The organism is Streptococcus sp. HMSC10A01, assembly GCF_001807785.1.
Lineage (GTDB): Bacteria > Bacillota > Bacilli > Lactobacillales > Streptococcaceae > Streptococcus > Streptococcus gordonii.
In genome coordinates this window covers 82,516-102,318 of the sequence record NZ_KV790983.1, presented here as the reverse complement: position 1 = coordinate 102,318, position 19,803 = coordinate 82,516, and the positions used below count along the sequence as shown (strand labels likewise).

The window sequence follows — 19,803 nt, the reverse complement described above, 5'->3', positions numbered from 1 at the left end:
GGGTGCCTGAGTATCAAAGATAGATTTTGCTGATCAAGCTAGGACAGTACTCAAGGAATAGTATTTTGAATAGAGTCTTTGGATCTCGCAACTATTTATCAAGGCTTTGGCCATCAAATAAGCAAAAATAAGAATCAAGAATCGGTTTGATTATTAAACTGTTTAGAACAAAAGAAGTAAGCAAAAAGGCTTACTTTTTTCTTTGCCTGAAAACTATGGTATAATGGAGAGATAAACATAAGGTGGTAAGTATGGCGAAATTAATTCCAGGGAAAATTCGAACCGAGGGAATAAGCTTTTATGAAAAAGGTCAAATCAGCATTAGTGAAGTCAAAAATCGTATTATCTATAGTCGAGTTTCAGACTATAATTTGAGATACAGTTTGGCTGATGATGCTGTGTTCTGTTCTTGTGAATTTTTCCAGAAAAAACAATATTGCGCCCATTTAGCTGGACTAGAGTATTTCCTAAAAAATGATGCAGAAGGAAAGGAAGTATTGGCTAAGTTGGAGTTGGAGGAAACGAGTCAGCAAGAGACACAAGGAAAGGTTTCATTTGGGAGTCTCTTTTTAGATAAGATTTTACCCAGGGATCAAGAAAATCCTAAGTACCAATTATCAGCAGTTGGACAAGAAGATGCTTATACAGGAGAATTTTTGTGGACTTTGCGTCTCAGTCGTTTACCAGATGAGAAATCTTATGTGGTAAGGGATATTCGCGCTTTTTTACAAACTATCCAAAAAGAAGCTCCTTACCAGATTGGTAAAAGCTACTTTGAACCCCTTCGTTTTGAGGAATTTGACAGACCTAGTCAAGACCTATTAATGTTCTTACGGGGATTCTTGACGACTAAGGATGATTCTTTGATTTTTCAAAATGCTGGCCGACATATAGCCTTTCCTGCTTCTTTGCTCGAAGAGGGAGTGACACGCTTGATGGAGTTAAACAGTTTCCATTTGGCATATAGCGTTTTTGATTTCCAGCAGGTCTTTTTCCAAGATTTGCATGAAGATGCGGGCATTTTCTCCTTTGAACTAGAGGAGTCTGCTGATTACTTAGAGCTTGTGATTTCTGAGCAGTACTATAAACTTTTATACAATGGTGAATTCCTATTTTATGGAGATACCTTCTTTCAACTCAACCATCAGCAGCAACGTATACTGGCTGCCCTGAGAGATTTGCCTTTGGATTCAGATAGGAGAAAACGTCTGCAATTTGATAGTTCCGATCAAGGTAAGTTGGCTACTAGTCTGTTAGAATTCAAGAAAATGGGTAGTTTATCAGCACCTAAAGAACTCATGATTCATGAGTTTCAGCCTCGTTTTTCTTTTGACCTGCTGGCTTCAGGTGAGATTGAAGCTAAGCTTGTCTTTGCCTACGAATCTCTAACTGTAGCTAGCCAAGAAGAACTAGATAGCCTTCCTTTTGCCAGCGATTTCAGAATGGAACAAAAGGTGTTTCAAACTTTACTACAGGCAGGATTTGAAGCAGAATTTGAAAGTCGTAGACCTGCTTTACTGCCTCAGGATGTCTATACTTTCTTTACTCATACCATGGAAAAGTTCCGCTCCTTAGGAAGAGTAAAGATTAGCCCTAGTTTATTAGCTCTTTATCAGGTAGAAAAACCGAAGATCGCTATTGAAACAAAAGGAAGCCTGTTGGAAATTGGTTTTGATTTTGCCAATATTGACCCAGCGGAAGTGGATGATGCCTTATCTGCTCTATTTGAATCTCGTGATTATTTTGTCAGTCAATCGGGCAAGGTATTGGTTTTTGACGAAGAGACTAAGAGAGTTAGTCAAACCCTGCAAAAGTTAAGGGCCAAAAAGTTAAAGGGGGGTCTGATAAGGACTAACCGTTTGGCTGCCCTTCAGCTGACAGATATCCTAGAGGATCAAGAAAATGTTTCTTTCTCAGAGGGATTTCGGCAGTTAGCTTATGATCTGAGACACCCAGAAGAATTTCAACTACCATCCCTACAGGTTGAAGCTGAATTGAGAGATTATCAAGAGCTGGGAGTGAAATGGCTCAGCATGCTTAATCATTATGGCTTTGGAGGGATACTAGCTGATGATATGGGGCTTGGGAAAACCTTGCAAACTATTGCTTTTTTGACGGCAGTATTAAGAGAGTCTAAAAATGCTTTGATCTTGGCACCGTCAAGCCTGGTTTACAACTGGCAGGATGAATTTGGCAAGTTTGCTCCACATTTGGATATAGCAGTTGTCTATGGGCCCAAGCCTCTTCGGGATAATCTAATAGCTGAAAAACATCAGGTGATGATTACCAGTTATGCCTCTTTTCGTCAGGATGTAGAAGAATATGGCCGTCTGACTTTTGATTATCTGATTTTAGACGAAGCACAGGTCATGAAGAATGATCGAACGAAGATTGCTCAGCATTTACGAAATTTTGAAGTAAAAAATACTTTTGCCTTATCTGGGACGCCAATTGAAAACCATATGGGTGAATTGTGGTCTATTTTTCAAATTGTTCTCCCTGGTTTATTACCTACTAAAAAGGAATTTTTAAAAATGCCAGCAGATCTAGTGGCACGTTATGTTCAACCCTTTATCATGCGCCGTAAGAAAGAAGATGTTCTTCAAGAATTGCCGGATCTGACAGAAGTCGTTTATCGAAACGACTTACAGGATAGCCAAAAGGCGATTTACCTGGCACAACTGCAGCAAATGCAGGAACGCATGCGCTCTGCAACGGATGAAGAACTGAACCGAGATAAGATAGAGATCCTATCTGGTCTCATGCGCCTGCGTCAAATCTGCGACACCCCTGCTCTCTTTTTAGATGAGTATCAGGGGGATAGCGGAAAACTAGATAGTTTGAGAGAGCTTTTAGAACAAATTCACTCTAGCAATCATCGAGTATTGATTTTTTCTCAATTTAGAGGTATGTTAGATCTGATTGAGCAGGAACTACAAAGTCTTGAAATGGAATCATTTAAAATAACCGGTTCTACTCCGGCTAAGGATCGTCAAGAAATGACAACCGCTTTTAATGATGGTCAAAAGGAAGCATTTCTAATTTCCTTGAAAGCTGGTGGTGTAGGTCTCAATCTGACAGGTGCTGATACCGTTATTCTGGTCGATCTTTGGTGGAATCCAGCTGTTGAAGCCCAAGCTATTGGGCGAGCGCATCGAATGGGACAGGAGAGAAATGTGGAAGTTTACCGCCTGATTACTCGTGGAACTATTGAAGAAAAAATTCAAGAGTTGCAGGAAAGTAAGAAAAATTTAATTTCTACTATTTTGGATGGAACGGAATCACGTTCAAGTCTGACGCTAGCAGATATCCGAGAAATCCTAGGAATTTCAATAGAATAGTTTTCAAATCGACCAGAATAGTTTATAATGAAGTGTTGAAAGGAAAAAAGCATGACAAAGACCAAGTTTCCTCTAATCTCTGACAACGAAGCAATTTTTTCAGAAGTTCCTCATATGGATCTCTATGATGAATTTGACTTTATTAGTAATATCAAAGGTGACTATCAGGAGAAGACTTTTGCTGATTCTTCTTCGTCGAGTAAAGCGGTAGCTCAGCCTATTCCATCTTCACAGTCAGAAAAACGAAAACAAGTAATTGCCGACAAGGTGAATCAATCCATCTCGCCTAAAGTTCAAGAAAAAAGTTATGCCGAGGTGGCAAGAGAAGAGGCTAGAGCTGATTTGAAAAAGAAACGCTCTGCTTCCTACTTGACCAGTGATGCCGTTTCAAAAAAACATCGTAGCAAAATTGGCTTTTCTGCGCGGAAGTCTACGGCGACAAAAACTCAGCCAACTGCCTTTTTCCAAAAAGAAAACCCAGGTGAATTTGCAAAATATGGTCAGCACTTGAAGCAAGAAGACTATATTGTAGCTGATTTATCTGCAGAGCCAGTTGTCCAAGTCGAAGCGCCAAAGACTGAAAAGAAAAACAACTATGATTTTTTGAAGACAAGCCAAGTCTACAATAAAAAAGAGTTGCGCGATAAAAAAGAAAATAAAGTTGCGGCTGAATTGAATTTGACACGCTTTGATCAAGCTTAGTAGCAATAGACCTTAATATCTATCTAGAAGATTGTTAGCTAAATTTTTAACTAGAGCATCTGCTTTCTAGTTTCTTCGTTTTGCTTTTAAGTGGCATTCGAATTATTCGGAGTTTGGGGGAGGACTCCCTCAACAGGAAAGGAAAGAATCATACTCATGACAAAAATCTATCATTTTATCGGAATTAAGGGCTCAGGTATGAGTGCCTTGGCTTTGATGTTGCACCAAATGGGCCACAAGGTTCAGGGGAGTGATGTGGACAAATACTATTTCACTCAAAGAGGACTTGAGCAGGCAGGGATAAAAATTCTGCCTTTTGATGCAAAGAACATTCAGGCTGATTATGAAATCATTGCTGGAAATGCCTTTCGGCCAGATAATAATGTAGAGATTGCCTATGCAAATGAACACGGAATTAGCTATAAACGTTACCACGAATTTTTGGGTAGCTTTATGCGTGATTTTGTCAGTTTTGGAGTGGCCGGAGCCCATGGAAAGACTTCTACAACAGGAATTCTCTCTCATGTCTTATCCAACATTACCGATACGAGTTATTTGATCGGAGATGGAACAGGTCGCGGTTCAGCAGGTGCTAAGTACTTTGTTTTTGAGTCTGATGAGTACGAGCGCCACTTCATGCCTTATCATCCAGAATACTCTATTATTACGAATATTGACTTTGACCATCCTGACTACTTTACTAGTCTAGAAGATGTCTTTAACGCTTTTAATGATTACGCCAAGCAAATTACCAAAGGGCTTTTCATTTATGGAGAGGACGAGCAATTACGTCGTATCACGTCAGAAGCACCGATCTATTATTATGGCTTTGAAAAGGAAAACGATTTTGTTGCCCATGATTTGCTACGTTCAACAACAGGTTCTACTTTTAAAGTTTCTTACCGTGGTCAAGAGTTAGGTGAATTCCATATTCCGACTTTTGGACGTCATAATATTATGAATGCGACAGCTGTTATTGGACTCTTGTATGTATCAGGTTTTGACTTGAACTTGGTCAGAGAACACCTGAAAACATTTGCTGGTGTAAAACGTCGCTTCACTGAAAAGGTTGTTAACGGTACTGTCATTATTGATGATTTTGCTCATCACCCAACTGAAATTATTGCGACTTTAGATGCAGCTCGTCAGAAATATCCAAGCAAGGAAATCGTGGCAATCTTCCAACCGCACACCTTCACTCGCACTATTGCCCTTTTGGATGAATTTGCTGATGCCTTGAATCAGGCGGATGCCGTTTATTTAGCTCAAATCTACGGTTCAGCTCGTGAGGTGGATCATGGAGATGTCAAAGTCGAAGACCTAGCTGAAAAAATTGTTAAACGTGTTCAAGTTGTAAGTGTAGATAATGTATCTCCACTTTTAGACCATGACAATGCTGTCTATGTCTTTATGGGAGCTGGAGATATCCAGACCTATGAATATTCATTTGAACGTCTCTTGTCTAATTTGACTAGCAATGTTCAATAAGAAGGAGTCGTTATGGAATCACCAATGCGAATTCGACAAGTCAAGTTGCTTGATTTGGAGGAAATAGTTCGGATTGAGCAAGCCAATTTCTTGGGAGAAGAAGCTACTAGCCCTGAGAAACTAAAAGAACAAATTGAAAAGATTCCAAATTCTTTTTTAATCGCTGATTTGAATGGAGAAATCGCTGGCTACATCATTGGGTCAGCGGTTTCTTCACATCACCAGTCAGCAGATTGCCTAGTAAAGGGAATGAGAAATTTAGACAAATCTAACTTCATATTTCTTCTGAGACTTTCGATTAATCCAGATTTTAAGGGTCAGGGAGTTGGTACTCTCTTGCTTGCGGCTATGAAGGAAGTAGTAGTTGATCTTCAAAACCAAGGAATCTATCTAGCTTGTAAGGATCATTTGCTTTCCTATTTTGTCATGAATGGTTTTTCTGACTCAGGAATTTTTGAGACTACTTATGGAGATGAACCACACATTGAGATGATTTGGGAGAATCACTATTTTAAGGAGTAAATCATGAAGATAAGACTTGCCGATTTAACCGATTTACCTGCCATTTACAAGATTGAATGTGAAAATTTTAGTCCTGAAGAGGCTATGAGTCAGGAATTGTTGGCTAGGCACATCGAACTCTTACCCGAAACTTTCCTTATTGCTGAGAAAGATGGACAAATTTTAGGCTTTATTGAAGGTCCAGTGAGACCGGAACGCTACCTCTTGGATATCTCCTTTACAAAGGAGATTGAAGATTTCAGCCATCAAGCAGGGGGTTATATTTCAATAACCAGTCTTTCGGTTTCCAAAGAAGCTCAGAGTATGGGTGTTGGTCGTAGGCTTCTGGAAGCAATGAAAGAAATCGCCATTTCAAATGGACGTGATGGTATCAATCTGACCTGTCATGATTATTTAACAGCCTATTATGAAAGGCATGGCTTTAGGGATCATGGACTGTCTAAGTCAACTTATGCGGATGAAGTTTGGTATGATATGGTCTGGGAAGTTCCTTCTAAGGACTAATTAATTTAATATATTATGAAAGAAAGCCTAATCTTATTGCATTTATCAAAGTTTTAAGATATAATGTTAAGGATTATGAAGAAGGAGGTCAAATTTTTGACTGAAAATTCACAAGATAACGAAAAAAAGTTGAGCTTTAAAGAGCAGATTTTAAAAGAGTTTGCTAACTCTCAAAAAAATGAAGCATCTTCCAATGAAGAAGGTCCTTCTCTATCTGAACAAGTAGATAAAGCATTAGCGGAAGAAAAAACCAAAGAGGATCCTTCCCTTTCTGAACTACTGCAACAGGGTGATTCTTCCCTAGCTGAGGTTCTAGGAAAAGATTCTCTATCAGCTGATTCAGCAAATGAAAGTCAAGCTGAGACAACGGCTTCGCAAAAATCAGATAGTTTTTTTGATGAGCCTGAATCCGTTAAAGTTCCAGTAAAGGTTTCCTATAAAAACCAATCTAAAGAGCCAAATGTGTCAAAAGAAGAGCCCTTGGCGAAGACTGCAACATATAGAAGAGATGATTTAGCTTCTAAAGAAACCTTGTCTCGATCTGCAAAAGAAAGACAAGCTAATAAGAAAAAACGTCAAAACAATGTAGCGAAAAAAATTGTATGGACGATTATTGCCCTCTTATTGGTTACTTTGGCAGTAACAGGTGCCTTTGTGTACAGCTATATTGATTCCGCCTTAAAGCCAGTCAATGCTAATGATACTGAATATGTAACTCTTGAGATTCCTGCCGGATCAAGTGCTAAGGAAATTGGGTCGATTTTGGAGAAGAAAGGACTGATTAAGAGCGGTCAAGTCTTCAATTACTACAGTAAGTTTAAGAGCTATGCTAACTTCCAATCTGGCTACTATAATCTTCAAAAGAGTATGGACCTAGACACCATTGCGAAAGCTTTGCAAAAAGGTGGGACTGATACTCCTCAGCCACCAACTCTTGGCAAGTTAGTTGTCCCAGAAGGATATACTTTGAATCAAATAGCTGAAGCGGTTGAGAAAAGTGGTAATAAAAAGGTATCCATTAGTGCGAAGGATTTTCTATCCAAAGTGCAGGATGAAAGCTTTATTAGCAAAATGGTGGCCAAATATCCTAAATTATTGAGCGGACTTCCGGCCAAGGATAGTGGAGTCAAATACCGTTTGGAAGGTTATCTCTTCCCAGCAACCTATAATTACACGAGTGACACAACAGCAGAAACTCTGATTGATCAAATGCTGGCAACTATGGATAGCAAGTTGAGCACCTATTACGAAGTGTTAGAAAGTAAAAATCTAACAGTGAATGATGTTCTGACACTGGCTTCCTTGGTTGAAAAAGAAGGCTCAACGGATGAAGACCGCAAGAATATTGCAAGTGTCTTCTATAACCGATTGAACCAAGGGATGCCACTTCAAAGTAATATTGCGATTCTTTATGCGGAAGGCAAACTTGGCAAAAAAACAACCTTAGCAGAAGATGCAGCAATCGATACTAATATTGATTCAGCATTTAATGTTTATAAAAATCCAGGTTTGATGCCAGGTCCTGTAGATAGTCCAAGTCTTTCAGCGATTGAAGCAACTGTTAATCCAAACAAGACAGATTACCTTTACTTTGTTGCCAATACTGAGACTGGAACAGTCTACTTTGCAACAACCTATGAAGAGCATGCAAAAAATGTTGAAGAGCATGTCAATAGCAAATTAACACAATCAAGCAGTTCAAATTAAAAATTGGGAGTGGGACAGAACTCTAAGGCTTATTAGTTTGTTGTGTCCACCCTCAATTTTATTTTAAAGATTTTATAGAAACGAGATAAAAATAAAAATGGCAGAAAAAACATATCCAATGACCCTTGCGGAAAAGGAAAAACTAGAAAAAGAACTAGAAGAATTGAAATTGGTCCGTCGACCTGAGGTAGTAGAGAGAATAAAAATTGCTCGCTCATATGGAGATTTGTCTGAAAACAGTGAGTACGAAGCAGCTAAAGATGAACAAGCCTTTGTAGAAGGTCAAATTTCAAGCTTGGAAACTAAAATTCGCTATGCAGAAATTGTAGATAGTGATGCAGTTGCTAAAGATGAAGTAGGAATCGGTAAGACTGTAACGATTCAAGAAGTCGGTGAAACTGAAAAAGAGGTTTATATCATTGTAGGTTCAGCTGGTGCAGATGCCTTTGCCGGTAAGGTTTCAAATGAAAGTCCTATTGGCCAAGCTTTGATTGGTAAGAAAAAAGGGGACATCGCAACTGTTGAAACGCCAGTTGGAAGTTATGATGTTAAAATCCTTAAGGTTGAAAAAACTAAATAACTTTAAAAAAACGGGCAGAAGCTCGTTTTTTTCGTCTTGAACTTTCATGCAAAAAGAGTATAATGTTCTTAGAAAATGCTTTAACGAAAGGGATACTGATGCTAGTCAAGCTTATCTTCTTGTTCTCACTTATTTTATGGATCCTCAATAGATACTTTCCAAGTCGAAATGCAGCGATAGGACTGCGTTTTCCTATTGCTTTTTCTTCACTAAAAAAGTGGCAACAAATACAGGGAGAATTTTATCGTTTACTAATCCTCAGTAATGGAGTTCTTTTGCTGTTATCCTTCTTTTATAAGATTAATCCCTTAAAGTTAAATGCCCTTAGTCTATTAACGGTACTTGCTTCCGGTCTGCTTGTCTTAATCAAATACAATCAATAAAGAGAAGGAGCTTGTTGTAAAGGGGCTTTATGCTATTGGAAGAAATCTAGGTATCATATTTTCAAGTATTAGGGTAAAAATACGTTAGCCTTCACTTCTTTTTTGGTTTTGGCCAATTCCTGGTGGTCGCTAGTAGAACCAACAATTTTCTTAAGAAATCTCTCGCTTAAAAAAAGGAAATTACTTACCATTTTGGGGTATCTATAGACAATGCCATCCAGTCAGCGGCTTGTGTAAAGAAAAAAACCTTTCCGCTACTAACGGAAAGGTTTTTCTTTATCTTGAACGTTGTTTGCCAGCGTTACGATTCTTTTTCTTTTTGTTATTGTTAGGACGGTTATCAATAGCCTGGTTTGCTTTTGGTGTAACGTCTTTCAAATAAGCATTGGCTGACATGGTTTTAGGTGGGTTCTTTTCGTACTCCTCTGCTACTCGTTTCTTCATATAAGGGCGGATAAAGAAGTTGATGATGAACTGTTGCAAGATTTGAACAAAACCACCGACTACCCAGTAAAGGGTAACACCAGCTGGAGCGGTAAGAGAGAAGACGACAATCATGAGTGGGCTCACATAGATCATTTTCTTCATTTGTTCTTTTTGTTCTTCATCTAGTCCAACGAGTGATAGAAGTGATTGAACATAGTAAAGAACTCCGACGACAACTATAAGAATCATACTTTGTTGACCAAGATTGATTCCTAAGAATGAACTTTCCGCAATTCCCTTAGTGTAGCGAGCTGCATAAAAGAGTGCTGAGAAGAAAGGCATTTGGATTAAGAGAGGTAAACATCCAACACCGCCTAACATGCTGAGTCCATTTTCTTTTTGAGCGGCCATTAAAGCTTGTTGGGCTGCTAATTTCTCTTCCTGAGTTTCCGCATTTTTCATGCGTTCATTGATAGGAGTAAAAATTGGACTCAAATAATTTCTCTTTTCGGACTGATAGGTTGCATTCCAAGATTGATAAAGTCCAAGTGGCAAAATGATCAAGCGGACGATAACTGTCACCAAAATGATAGCAAGACCAAAGCCCAAGCCTAAATCACTGGCAAAGTATTTGATGACTTGACTCATAGGAGCAACCAAGAATTGATAAACAAAGCCTTGACCTGTTGGTTGACCTTGTTTATTGGTCTGGACACAACCAGAGAGAATCAGAAGAAGGGTTAAGCCCATTCCTGAAAATAATAAACGTTTAAATGTTTTCACGATTCTATATTCCTTTTTAAAATGATACCTTTCTATTCTACTGTTTTTTTCTTAAATATACAATAGTTCCCTAGACCTAATTTGAAATTTTGAAATCTGAGAAAGAATCAAAATTGGCCATTGTTACATCCAGATAACTTACCTTAGAAAATGGTGTGGGACCTTTTCGGATTTCTTGAATAAACTTAGCCATAGAAGCGGGGCTGTCTGCCTGGGCAAGAATACTGACAGTCCCATCCTCATTATTCCATACACGCCCTGTAATGCCACCGATTTCTAAAGCAAGGGAATAGACTCCCCAGCGAAAACCAACTCCTTGGACCCGTCCTTGAGCAATCATTTTAACTTTTTGCATGTCAGCCTCCTTTTTATATCCGACTTGAGCATGAGTTTTATTCTTAAAATTTATGCTATACTATTCTTATGAATATTATAACCTCTAAAGCTAATAATGTGGTAAAAAAAGCTAAAAAACTCCATCAAAAGAAATACAGAACAGATTCCTATTTGATAGAAGGTTGGCATTTGTTTGAAGAGGCTCTTTCGAGTGGGGCTGAAATTATCTCTATTTTTGCTTTGCCAGAATATGCGGATCGCCTGTCTGGGTGTAAACAGGTATATTGGTTGAGCCCTGACTTGCTGAGGGATTTGGCTGATAGCAAGACTCCTCAAGGAATCGTGGCTGAGGTTAGGCTTCAGCAAGAAGTCTTGCCAGAGAAACTGTCAGGCAAATATCTTTTTCTAGAAGATGTTCAGGATCCGGGGAATCTAGGGACGATTATTCGGACAGCAGATGCAGCAGGTTTTGATGGGATTTTTATCTCTGAACATTCGGCTGATTTGTACAATCTGAAGACCTTACGGTCCATGCAGGGGAGTCATTTTCATCTTCCAATCTATCGTCTAGCAACAACTGACTTGATTGACTTGGCAAAAAAATCAGATCTTCCTATTTTTGCTTCTACCCTTTCTGATGATTCAATCGATTACCAAAAATTAAAAGGGAGCCAAAACTTTATCTTAGTGATGGGCAATGAAGGACAGGGGATTAGTTCTATGATAGAAGCTGTAGCCGATCAGTTGGTCCATATCCCTATGAAGGGGAAGGCTGAAAGTTTAAATGTGGCGGTAGCAGCTGGAATTTTAATCTTTTATTTAAGCTAAAATTTAGGAATTAGGTTATAATAAAGGCAAATGGAGGTGATTCTATGCCTTATCAAAATGATGATGAGTTTATGGCCTACGTGGGACATTTGATTGAGAAGCCCAGCGTCCAGCGCTTGAAGGGTATTCCACATCATTTGCATTCCAATCGGCTTGAACATTCTATCAATGTAAGTTATACTAGTTATAAGATTGCGAAAAAATTGGGCTGGAATAAGCGCAGTACAGCTAGAGGTGCTCTTCTTCATGATTTGTTCTATTATGATTGGCGGGTGACTAAATTTAAGAAAAGCCATGCTTGGGTTCATCCCCGTTTGGCGGTTCGGAATGCTCGGAAGCTAACCAAATTGAACAAAGTCGAAGAAGATATTATCATTAAGCATATGTGGGGCTTAACAATTGCGCCACCACGCTATAAGGAAGCTTATATTGTAACTCTTGTTGATAAATACTGGGCAATTAAAGAAGCAACCTCTCCGTGGAGACAAAAGATTCGTAATCGAAAGTTATTTCATCGTAAGATGTTAAAGAATTAAAAAGGAGACGAGATGTTATGAACAATCGTACAATCATTCAAGATGCAAGTGGCATCAATACTTTTTATGCAAAGATTTATTCTCTTGTTGGAGTCGGACTTGGAATTTCAGCGATAGTGTCGGCACTGATGTTGAGTATGTTTCAGTCAGTTATTGTTTCTGTATTGATGGGCTCTACTTGGATATTCTATGTGGCTATTGCTGCTGAACTTATTTTAGTCTTTGCGGCTTCTGGTATGGCAGTTAAAAATAGCCCTGCAGCTTTACCACTCTTTCTAGTTTATTCTGCATTAAATGGCTTTACCTTAAGTGTGGTTCTTGCACTTTATACTCAATCATCTGTCTTATCTGCATTTGTAACGGCATCAGCTATGTTCTTTGCGATGGCCTTTATCGGAAAGGTGACTAAGAAAGATCTTTCTGGAATGGGACGAGCATTGAGAGCTGCCTTGTTTGGTTTGATTATTGCTAGTGTTGTGAATATCTTCTTAAGAAATGGAAGTTTTGACTTCCTGATTAGTATCGCAGGTGTTATCATCTTCTCAGGTTTGATTGCATGGGATAATCAAAAAATTCGTTACGTGTACGAACGGTCAAATGGTCAGGTTGAAAATGGCTGGGCAGTATCCCTTGCTTTGAGTCTTTATCTTGATTTTATCAACCTCTTCCTCAGCCTTCTTCGTTTATTTGGTCGAAACGACTAATTAATGAACAATGGATTTCTCCTTGCTTGATATTGCCAGTAGAGAATTCCATACTGTATGAGAAGAAATCTTTCTCATTGCTATATAAATAACGGAGTTAGGACTAGCTTTTAGTCCTGACTCTTTTTTGTGTGTAGGAGAAGGAGTCTAGAAGTTTTAGATTTTCTTAGCTAGGGCTAATCAAAGTTTGTGAAAAAATAATCTGTCCCAAAATACTAAATTTTCTGAAAATTCCTTGACATTATGATGAAAAATGGTAACATAAAGTATACGTTTTTGAAAAAAGTGATGTCAAGATAGGACTAAGAGCTTGAGAGATATATCTATAAAGACTTTTAGGATGTGAGACTTGCTTCTGTGCTTTATTAAAAAATAAAAAGAATAGCTACTTTTTTCTTGATTTATTGGGGAAAAATGTTATTATTGGTAGCAGAAGTTAGAATTTTTTGACAATTCGGAATTTATCTATGAGGGAGGAACATGTGAAGCAAATCAAATTAAAAGAACCAAAAAATGGTTCTGAACTTGTTTTAGAAACCTTGTTAGAACTTGGTATAGACACAGTTTTTGGTTATCCTGGTGGTGCAGTCTTGCCTTTGTATGATGCGATTTATAATTTTAAAGGTATTCGCCATATTCTAGGTCGCCATGAGCAAGGTTGCTTGCATGAAGCTGAAGGTTATGCCAAATCAACTGGGAAGTTGGGTGTCGCTATTGTCACTAGTGGGCCTGGAGCAACAAATGCTATTACAGGGATCGCTGATGCTATGAGCGATAGCGTTCCTCTTTTAGTCTTTACAGGACAAGTTGCTCGGGCAGGAATTGGGAAGGATGCCTTTCAGGAGGCGGATATTGTTGGTATTACGATGCCAATTACCAAATACAATTACCAGGTACGTGAGACGGCTGATATTCCACGAATTATCACTGAAGCTGTCCATATTGCAACAACTGGTCGTCCTGGTCCAGTCGTCATTGACTTGCCTAAGGATGTATCTGCCTTGGAAACAGACTTCATCTATTCTCCAGAGGTGAATTTACCAAGTTACCAACCAACGCTTGTGCCCAACGATATGCAGATCAAGAAAATCTTGAAACAACTATCTAAAGCCAAGAAACCAGTTTTGTTGGCAGGTGGAGGTATCAGTTACGCAGAAGCTTCTAAAGAATTAAATGAATTTGCAGAACGCTATCAAATCCCTGTTGTGACCAGCCTTTTGGGTCAAGGGACTATTGCAACAAGCCACCCACTTTTTCTTGGAATGGGGGGGATGCATGGTTCCTTTGCGGCTAACATTGCCATGACTGAAGCGGACTTTATGATTAGCATCGGTTGTCGTTTTGATGACCGTTTGACAGGAAATCCCAAGACTTTTGCTAAGAATGCCAAGGTTGCTCATATCGATATTGATCCTGCTGAGATTGGTAAGATTATCAGTGCAGATATTCCTGTAGTGGGCGATGCTAAAAAAGCTTTACAGATGCTTCTAGCAGAACCAACAGTTCATAATAATACTGAAAAGTGGATTGAAAAAGTTACGAAAGATAAAAATCGTGTTCGGTCTTATGATAAGAAGGAGCGCGTGGTTCAACCTCAAGCAGTAATTGAACGCATCGGAGAGTTGACAAATGGGGATGCCATTGTTGTAACAGACGTAGGGCAACACCAAATGTGGGCAGCTCAATATTATCCATATCAAAACGAGCGTCAATTGGTTACTTCTGGTGGTTTAGGAACCATGGGATTTGGAGTTCCTGCTGCTATTGGTGCCAAGATTGCTAACCCAGAAAAGGAAGTTATCCTTTTTGTTGGTGATGGTGGCTATCAGATGACAAACCAAGAGATGGCTATTCTCAATATCTATAAGGTTCCGATTAAGGTCATCATGCTAAACAATCATTCACTAGGAATGGTGCGGCAGTGGCAGGAAGCTTTCTATGATGGTCGTACCTCTGAGTCAGTCTTTGATACTTTGCCAGATTTCCAGCTCATGGCTCAGGCCTATGGTGTTAAATCTTATAAATTTGACAATCCAGAGACTATTGCTCAGGATTTGGAAGTGCTGAAGGAAGATATACCAATGTTTATCGAGGTGGACATTTCTCGTAAGGAGCACGTTTTGCCAATGGTACCAGCTGGTAAGAGCAATCATGAGATGTTGGGGGTGAAGTTCCATGCGTAGAATGTTGACAGCTAAACTCCAAAATCGTTCGGGTGTTCTAAATCGCTTCACTGGTGTTCTTTCCAGACGTCAGGTTAATATTGAGAGTATATCAGTTGGAACGACGGAGAATCCTGAAGTATCTCGTATTACCATCATCATTGATGTGGCCTCATTGGCAGAAGTAGAGCAGATTATCAAGCAGCTTAATCGTCAAATTGATGTGATTCGAGTTCGTGATATCACAGACCGTCCTCACTTAGAGCGTGAAGTGATTCTGGTTAAGGTTTCAGCTCCAGCTGAGAAGCGTGCAGAGATCCTAGCCATTATCCAACCTTTCCGTGCAACGGTAGTGGATGTGGCTCCAAACTCAATTACCATTCAGATGACAGGAAATGCTGAAAAGAGTGAAGCTTTATTGCGAGTGATTCGGCCATATGGGATCAAAAATATCGCTCGTACGGGTGCAACTGGATTTACCCGCGACTAATACTCTTAGATTTTCATTGAGTAAAAAATCCAGCTTAAATTTGTTAAACCAGCCTATAAGGCAATAAAAAATAGAAAAGAGAGAAAAACTATGGCAGTTCAAATGGAATACGAAAAAGATGTAAAAGTAGCAGCGCTTGACGGTAAGAAAATTGCCGTAATCGGCTATGGTTCACAAGGTCATGCTCATGCCCAAAACCTGCGTGATACAGGCCATGATGTGATTATCGGTGTTCGCCCTGGTAAGTCATTCGATAAGGCTAAAGAAGATGGCTTTGATACTTACACAGTAGCAGAGGCAGCTAAGTTGGCTGATGTCATCATGATTTTGGCGCCAGATGAAATTCAACAAGAACTCTACGAAGCAGAAATCGCTCCAAACTTGGAAGCTGGTAATGCAGTTGGATTTGCCCATGGTTTCAATATCCATTTTGAATTTATCAAAGTTCCTGCTGATGTAGATGTCTTTATGTGTGCCCCTAAAGGTCCTGGTCACTTGGTTCGTCGTACTTTTGAAGAAGGATTTGGTGTTCCAGCTCTTTATGCAGTCTACCAAGATGCAACAGGAAATGCGAAAAACATTGCTATGGACTGGTGTAAAGGTGTTGGTGCAGCTCGTGTTGGTTTGCTTGAAACAACTTACAAAGAAGAAACTGAAGAAGATCTCTTTGGTGAACAAGCTGTTCTTTGTGGTGGTTTGACTGCCCTTATCGAAGCAGGTTTTGAAGTATTGACAGAAGCAGGTTACGCTCCTGAATTGGCTTACTTTGAAGTTCTTCATGAAATGAAATTGATCGTTGACTTGATCTACGAGGGTGGATTCAAAAAAATGCGCCAATCAATTTCAAATACTGCTGAATACGGTGATTACGTATCAGGCCCACGTGTAATTACTGAGCAAGTCAAAGAAAACATGAAGGCTGTTTTGGCAGACATTCAAAATGGTAAATTTGCAAATGACTTTGTAAATGACTACAAGGCTGGCCGTCCAAAACTCACTGCTTACCGTGAACAAGCAGCCAACCTTGAAATCGAAAAAGTAGGTGCTGAATTGCGTAAAGCAATGCCATTTGTTGGTAAAAATGACGACGACGCATTTAAAATCTACAACTAATCGGTAAAGAAAGAAACAGATGGGGCAGAGAAATGAATTTCCTGCCTCCTTTCTTATCAAATGAAAACTTGCTGTATTTAATGATGCCAGATTCCTTGTTAAAAAAATGGTAACAGCTGGGATTGGCTTTGGTGTGGTTAATTGATTTCCACGCTTACAAGGATAATACATAAAAAGGATAATACATAAAGAAGGGAATTGTATGCTTGCAGCTAGAGATATTTTTAAAGCCCATCAAGTATTAAAAAATGTAGTTGAACGGACTCCACTGGATTTTGACCGTTATTTATCTGAAAAATATGGGGCGACAGTTTATCTGAAGCGGGAAAATATGCAAAAGGTACGCTCCTTTAAGATTCGTGGTGCGTATTACGCCATTCACCAGCTATCTGAAGAGGATAAAAAAAGAGGAGTGGTCTGTGCTTCTGCTGGAAATCACGCGCAGGGAGTAGCTTTTACTTGCCATGAGATGAAAATCCCAGCGACGATATTTATGCCTGTTACGACACCCCAGCAAAAGATTGGACAAGTGCGATTTTTTGGTGGCGATTATGTAACCATTAAGTTGGTAGGAGATACGTTTGATGCCTCTGCTAAGGCCGCACAAGAATTTACCAAATCAGAAAAACTAACCTTCATTGATCCTTTTGATGATCTAAATGTTCAGGCTGGTCAAGGAACGGTGGCTTACGAAATCCATGAACAAGCCCAAGAAGAAGGTGTTGATTTTGATCAGATCTTCGTTCCAGTTGGTGGGGGAGGTCTGATTTCAGGAGTTTCAACTTATATTAAGTATGTTGCACCTGGAATGGAAGTGATTGGAGTTGAGGCTTCGGGTGCTCAGAGTATGCAAGCCGCCTTTGATCACGGAGAGCCAGTTAAGTTAGAGGAAATTGACAAATTCGCGGACGGAATTGCTGTCCAAAAGGTTGGGCAATCAACTTATGAAGTAGCTCGTAAATATGTTGATAAACTGGTTGGTGTGGATGAAGGCCTGATTTCAGAGACCTTGATTGATATGTATTCCAAACAAGGAATCATTGCTGAACCAGCAGGTGCAGCTTCCATTGCAGCGTTAGAGGTAATGAAAGAAGAAATCAAAGGAAAAAACGTTGTCTGCATTATTTCAGGGGGTAACAATGATATCAACCGGATGCAAGAAATGGAAGAACGCGCCCTTATTTACGATGGAATTAAGCACTATTTTGTGGTTAATTTCCCACAACGTCCGGGTGCTCTTCGAGAATTTGTGAATAACATTTTAGGTGTCAACGATGATATCACGCGTTTTGAATATATAAAACGTGCCAACAAGGGAACAGGTCCGGTTTTAATCGGTATTGCTCTGGGTGATAAGAATGATTATGAAGCTTTGCTTTCACGCTTATCAGAGTTTGATCCTGGCTACATTAATCTTCATGGTAATGAGAGCCTATACAATCTCTTGGTTTGATTAGGTCTTTGATTACGATTGGGAAAGAAAGATTTGGTTTTGTTGCATACAAGGCCAATTCTTTTTTGTTATTCTAATTTTTTAAAACATTGAAAAACACCACAAAATCTCTGTCTTGTGGTGTTGATTTTTATTTATAGGTTAGGTGCTTAAAGGAACAATCTCATTAGTTCATGGGCCACACCGTCCTGATCGTTTGTTAACCCCAGTTGTTGATCAGCAAAAGGCAGGAGACTAGTATTCGCATTTTTCATAGCATAGCCAGTACCAGCAAACTCTAACATTTCAGTGTCATTGTGTTCATCACCAAAAGCAATCAAATCTTTACGGTCAACATTCATTATATTTAAAAGATACTTCAAGGCAAAGGCCTTGTGGACTCCTTTGGGAGTACATTCAAGAATGTTGAGAGGTCCGCCCCAGGTATTGATGGTAAGCTCATGTTGGTAAAATGAACTCATTTGATCGGCTAGGGCATATTTATCTTCTGCTCGTGTCTGCAAGAGAATGACACTAGGATTCTTAGTGACGAGCTGAGGGTTAAACTGATTCTCAGGGACAAAAGCATTTACGCCAAATAATTGAGGATTGGCAATTTCTTCGTTGGTGTTGGTAATGTAAAATTTATTGCGGTACTCACCGGCAATAAAGTCTGCTTCAATTTCTTCTTCTCGAGCAACCATATCAATTAGAAATGATTTATCGACTGTCAAAGATTGTTCAAATTTCCATTTTTTACCTGGTAGATGTGTTAGAGAGCCATTGAAGTTAATCATAGGAGTATCCAGCCCCAATTCTTCATAGTACTGGTGAGCCATGCGGTAGGGGCGACCAGTTGTAATGATGACCTTATGACCTTTTTGAGCGACTTTTTTTATGGTCTCTTTAGTAAAATCTGACAATTGACTTTGCGAATTAAGCAAAGTACCATCTAGGTCTACAGCAATAATTTTATGCGCCATGTTAAATCCTCTTCATGTATGATAGTTCCTATTATAGCAGATTTTAAGTTTAATGGTAGTGATTTGTGTTATAATGAATTTCCAAAGGTCGAGGCAGACGGTTGTAATGAACAATTACATCTGGTTGGACTTTTTATTTCTAAGTGAGGAGTTTTCTTGTATGCGTAAAATTTTCATGATTCATTTATTTTTTCTATTGATTTCCTTGTTAGTATACATGGAAGGAATAACTAAGTCAGGTCCTGACTTAGTCTGGAACATGATGCTGGCTTTGATTGCTTATGATTTTGCTATTTTGACTCGTTATTTTAAACAGGCTTGGTTATTTCCCGTATTTTTCATCCTTTGGCTGGTCTTTTATCCCAATACTTTTTATATGATAACTGATATTGTTCATATGCATTGGGTTGGAGATACCTTATGGAATAAGACTAGTTTGCATTTGTTTATGGCTTTTGTTCCAAGCATCTTGTTTGGTGTATACTGTGGAATTGAAAGTTGGATCATTATTAGAGGGCGTTTGAGATTAACTTGGTGGCTGGACTTACTCGTAACAGGTGGCCTCTCTTTTATCTCTAGTTTAGCAATTTATATCGGTCGTTATGACCGCTTAAATACGTGGGATTTAATTAATAATCCCAGTCAAGTAGTTGAGAAGTTATTAGCTACTTTTCAAAGGGAACGCTTGTTTTTTATACTGGGGTTTACATTTATTCAGTTCATGAGTTTGGTTTTTATGGTAAGAGATGATAAAAAATAATAAAAATATAAACATTTGTCTTG

General features: G+C 39.0%; 20 protein-coding genes. 17 read left to right on the top strand and 3 right to left on the bottom strand.

What is annotated here, in order from left to right:
• Positions 1-251: 251 nt before the first annotated feature.
• The 8 genes from HMPREF3108_RS07680 (at position 252) to HMPREF3108_RS07645 (ending at position 9,227) form a co-directional block, all read left to right on the top strand.
• Complete coding sequence (locus HMPREF3108_RS07680) at positions 252-3,341, top strand: pilus expression-regulating Snf2 family helicase (RefSeq protein ID WP_070494153.1); 3,090 nt, start codon at positions 252-254, stop codon at positions 3,339-3,341.
• Between the two features lie 51 nt (positions 3,342-3,392).
• The gene (locus HMPREF3108_RS07675; protein ID WP_048778407.1) at positions 3,393-4,043 is read left to right on the top strand and encodes a divisome accessory protein ZapJ; all 651 of its coding nucleotides are present in this window, start codon (positions 3,393-3,395) and stop codon (positions 4,041-4,043) included.
• A 156-nt stretch (positions 4,044-4,199) separates the two neighbouring features.
• Positions 4,200-5,531 (top strand): UDP-N-acetylmuramate--L-alanine ligase, encoded by a 1,332-nt coding sequence (gene murC / locus HMPREF3108_RS07670; RefSeq protein WP_045505826.1) that lies wholly within the window; start codon positions 4,200-4,202, stop codon positions 5,529-5,531.
• Positions 5,532-5,543: 12 nt separating this feature from the next.
• The gene (locus HMPREF3108_RS07665; protein WP_070494150.1) at positions 5,544-6,053 is read left to right on the top strand and encodes a GNAT family N-acetyltransferase; all 510 of its coding nucleotides are present in this window, start codon (positions 5,544-5,546) and stop codon (positions 6,051-6,053) included.
• Positions 6,054-6,056: 3 nt separating this feature from the next.
• Positions 6,057-6,557 (top strand): GNAT family N-acetyltransferase, encoded by a 501-nt coding sequence (locus HMPREF3108_RS07660; protein ID WP_061597304.1) that lies wholly within the window; start codon positions 6,057-6,059, stop codon positions 6,555-6,557.
• Positions 6,558-6,620: 63 nt separating this feature from the next.
• A complete protein-coding gene (mltG, locus tag HMPREF3108_RS07655; RefSeq protein WP_061597305.1) occupies positions 6,621-8,264 on the top strand; it encodes an endolytic transglycosylase MltG in 1,644 nt (547 codons plus the stop codon).
• A gap of 97 nt (positions 8,265-8,361) precedes the next feature.
• Positions 8,362-8,844 (top strand): transcription elongation factor GreA, encoded by a 483-nt coding sequence (gene greA / locus HMPREF3108_RS07650; protein ID WP_008808523.1) that lies wholly within the window; start codon positions 8,362-8,364, stop codon positions 8,842-8,844.
• A 62-nt stretch (positions 8,845-8,906) separates the two neighbouring features.
• A complete protein-coding gene (locus HMPREF3108_RS07645) occupies positions 8,907-9,227 on the top strand; it encodes a hypothetical protein (protein ID WP_061597306.1) in 321 nt (106 codons plus the stop codon).
• 276 nt (positions 9,228-9,503) lie between these two features.
• On the opposite strand, the gene yidC is transcribed toward HMPREF3108_RS07645, so the two are convergent.
• Positions 9,504-10,436 (bottom strand): membrane protein insertase YidC, encoded by a 933-nt coding sequence (gene yidC, locus HMPREF3108_RS07640; protein WP_061597307.1) that lies wholly within the window; start codon positions 10,434-10,436, stop codon positions 9,504-9,506.
• A gap of 76 nt (positions 10,437-10,512) precedes the next feature.
• Complete coding sequence (locus tag HMPREF3108_RS07635; protein WP_008808525.1) at positions 10,513-10,791, bottom strand: acylphosphatase; 279 nt, start codon at positions 10,789-10,791, stop codon at positions 10,513-10,515.
• A 68-nt stretch (positions 10,792-10,859) separates the two neighbouring features.
• Between HMPREF3108_RS07635 and HMPREF3108_RS07630 the strand changes: the two genes are divergently transcribed.
• The 7 genes from HMPREF3108_RS07630 (at position 10,860) to ilvA (ending at position 18,058) form a co-directional block, all read left to right on the top strand.
• Positions 10,860-11,600, top strand: coding sequence for a TrmH family RNA methyltransferase (locus HMPREF3108_RS07630; RefSeq protein WP_070494148.1), 741 nt, complete (start codon positions 10,860-10,862; stop codon positions 11,598-11,600).
• A 44-nt stretch (positions 11,601-11,644) separates the two neighbouring features.
• Positions 11,645-12,136: an HD domain-containing protein gene (locus HMPREF3108_RS07625; RefSeq protein WP_012000029.1), complete on the top strand. Its 492-nt coding sequence runs from the start codon at positions 11,645-11,647 to the stop codon at positions 12,134-12,136.
• Between the two features lie 17 nt (positions 12,137-12,153).
• Entirely contained in the window at positions 12,154-12,840 is a 687-nt protein-coding gene (locus HMPREF3108_RS07620) for a Bax inhibitor-1/YccA family protein (RefSeq protein WP_061583654.1), read from the top strand.
• Between the two features lie 467 nt (positions 12,841-13,307).
• Positions 13,308-15,023: an acetolactate synthase large subunit gene (locus HMPREF3108_RS07615; protein ID WP_371106299.1), complete on the top strand. Its 1,716-nt coding sequence runs from the start codon at positions 13,308-13,310 to the stop codon at positions 15,021-15,023.
• Positions 15,016-15,492 carry an acetolactate synthase small subunit gene (ilvN, locus tag HMPREF3108_RS07610; RefSeq protein ID WP_045772926.1) on the top strand — a complete coding sequence of 159 codons (477 nt, stop codon included), beginning with the start codon at positions 15,016-15,018 and terminating at the stop codon, positions 15,490-15,492. The genes HMPREF3108_RS07615 and ilvN overlap by 8 nt, the downstream gene beginning before the upstream one ends.
• Positions 15,493-15,582: 90 nt before the next feature.
• Positions 15,583-16,605 (top strand): ketol-acid reductoisomerase, encoded by a 1,023-nt coding sequence (gene ilvC / locus HMPREF3108_RS07605; protein WP_008808531.1) that lies wholly within the window; start codon positions 15,583-15,585, stop codon positions 16,603-16,605.
• Positions 16,606-16,807: 202 nt separating this feature from the next.
• Positions 16,808-18,058, top strand: a complete 1,251-nt coding sequence (gene ilvA / locus HMPREF3108_RS07600) for a threonine ammonia-lyase IlvA (protein ID WP_046165127.1) — start codon at positions 16,808-16,810, stop codon at positions 18,056-18,058.
• Positions 18,059-18,207: 149 nt separating this feature from the next.
• Here the strand turns inward: ilvA and HMPREF3108_RS07595 are convergent, their stop codons facing one another.
• Entirely contained in the window at positions 18,208-19,020 is an 813-nt protein-coding gene (locus HMPREF3108_RS07595; protein WP_045634232.1) for a Cof-type HAD-IIB family hydrolase, read from the bottom strand.
• Between the two features lie 18 nt (positions 19,021-19,038).
• Here HMPREF3108_RS07595 and HMPREF3108_RS10990 point away from each other — a divergent pair, with 18 nt between their 5' ends.
• Together HMPREF3108_RS10990 and HMPREF3108_RS07590 are read left to right on the top strand one after the other, a co-directional pair.
• Positions 19,039-19,167 (top strand): hypothetical protein, encoded by a 129-nt coding sequence (locus tag HMPREF3108_RS10990; protein ID WP_256262232.1) that lies wholly within the window; start codon positions 19,039-19,041, stop codon positions 19,165-19,167.
• Between the two features lie 13 nt (positions 19,168-19,180).
• On the top strand, positions 19,181-19,780 hold the full coding sequence (locus HMPREF3108_RS07590; RefSeq protein WP_045634231.1) for a DUF1361 domain-containing protein: 600 nt from the start codon (positions 19,181-19,183) through the stop codon (positions 19,778-19,780).
• Positions 19,781-19,803: the final 23 nt, after the last annotated feature.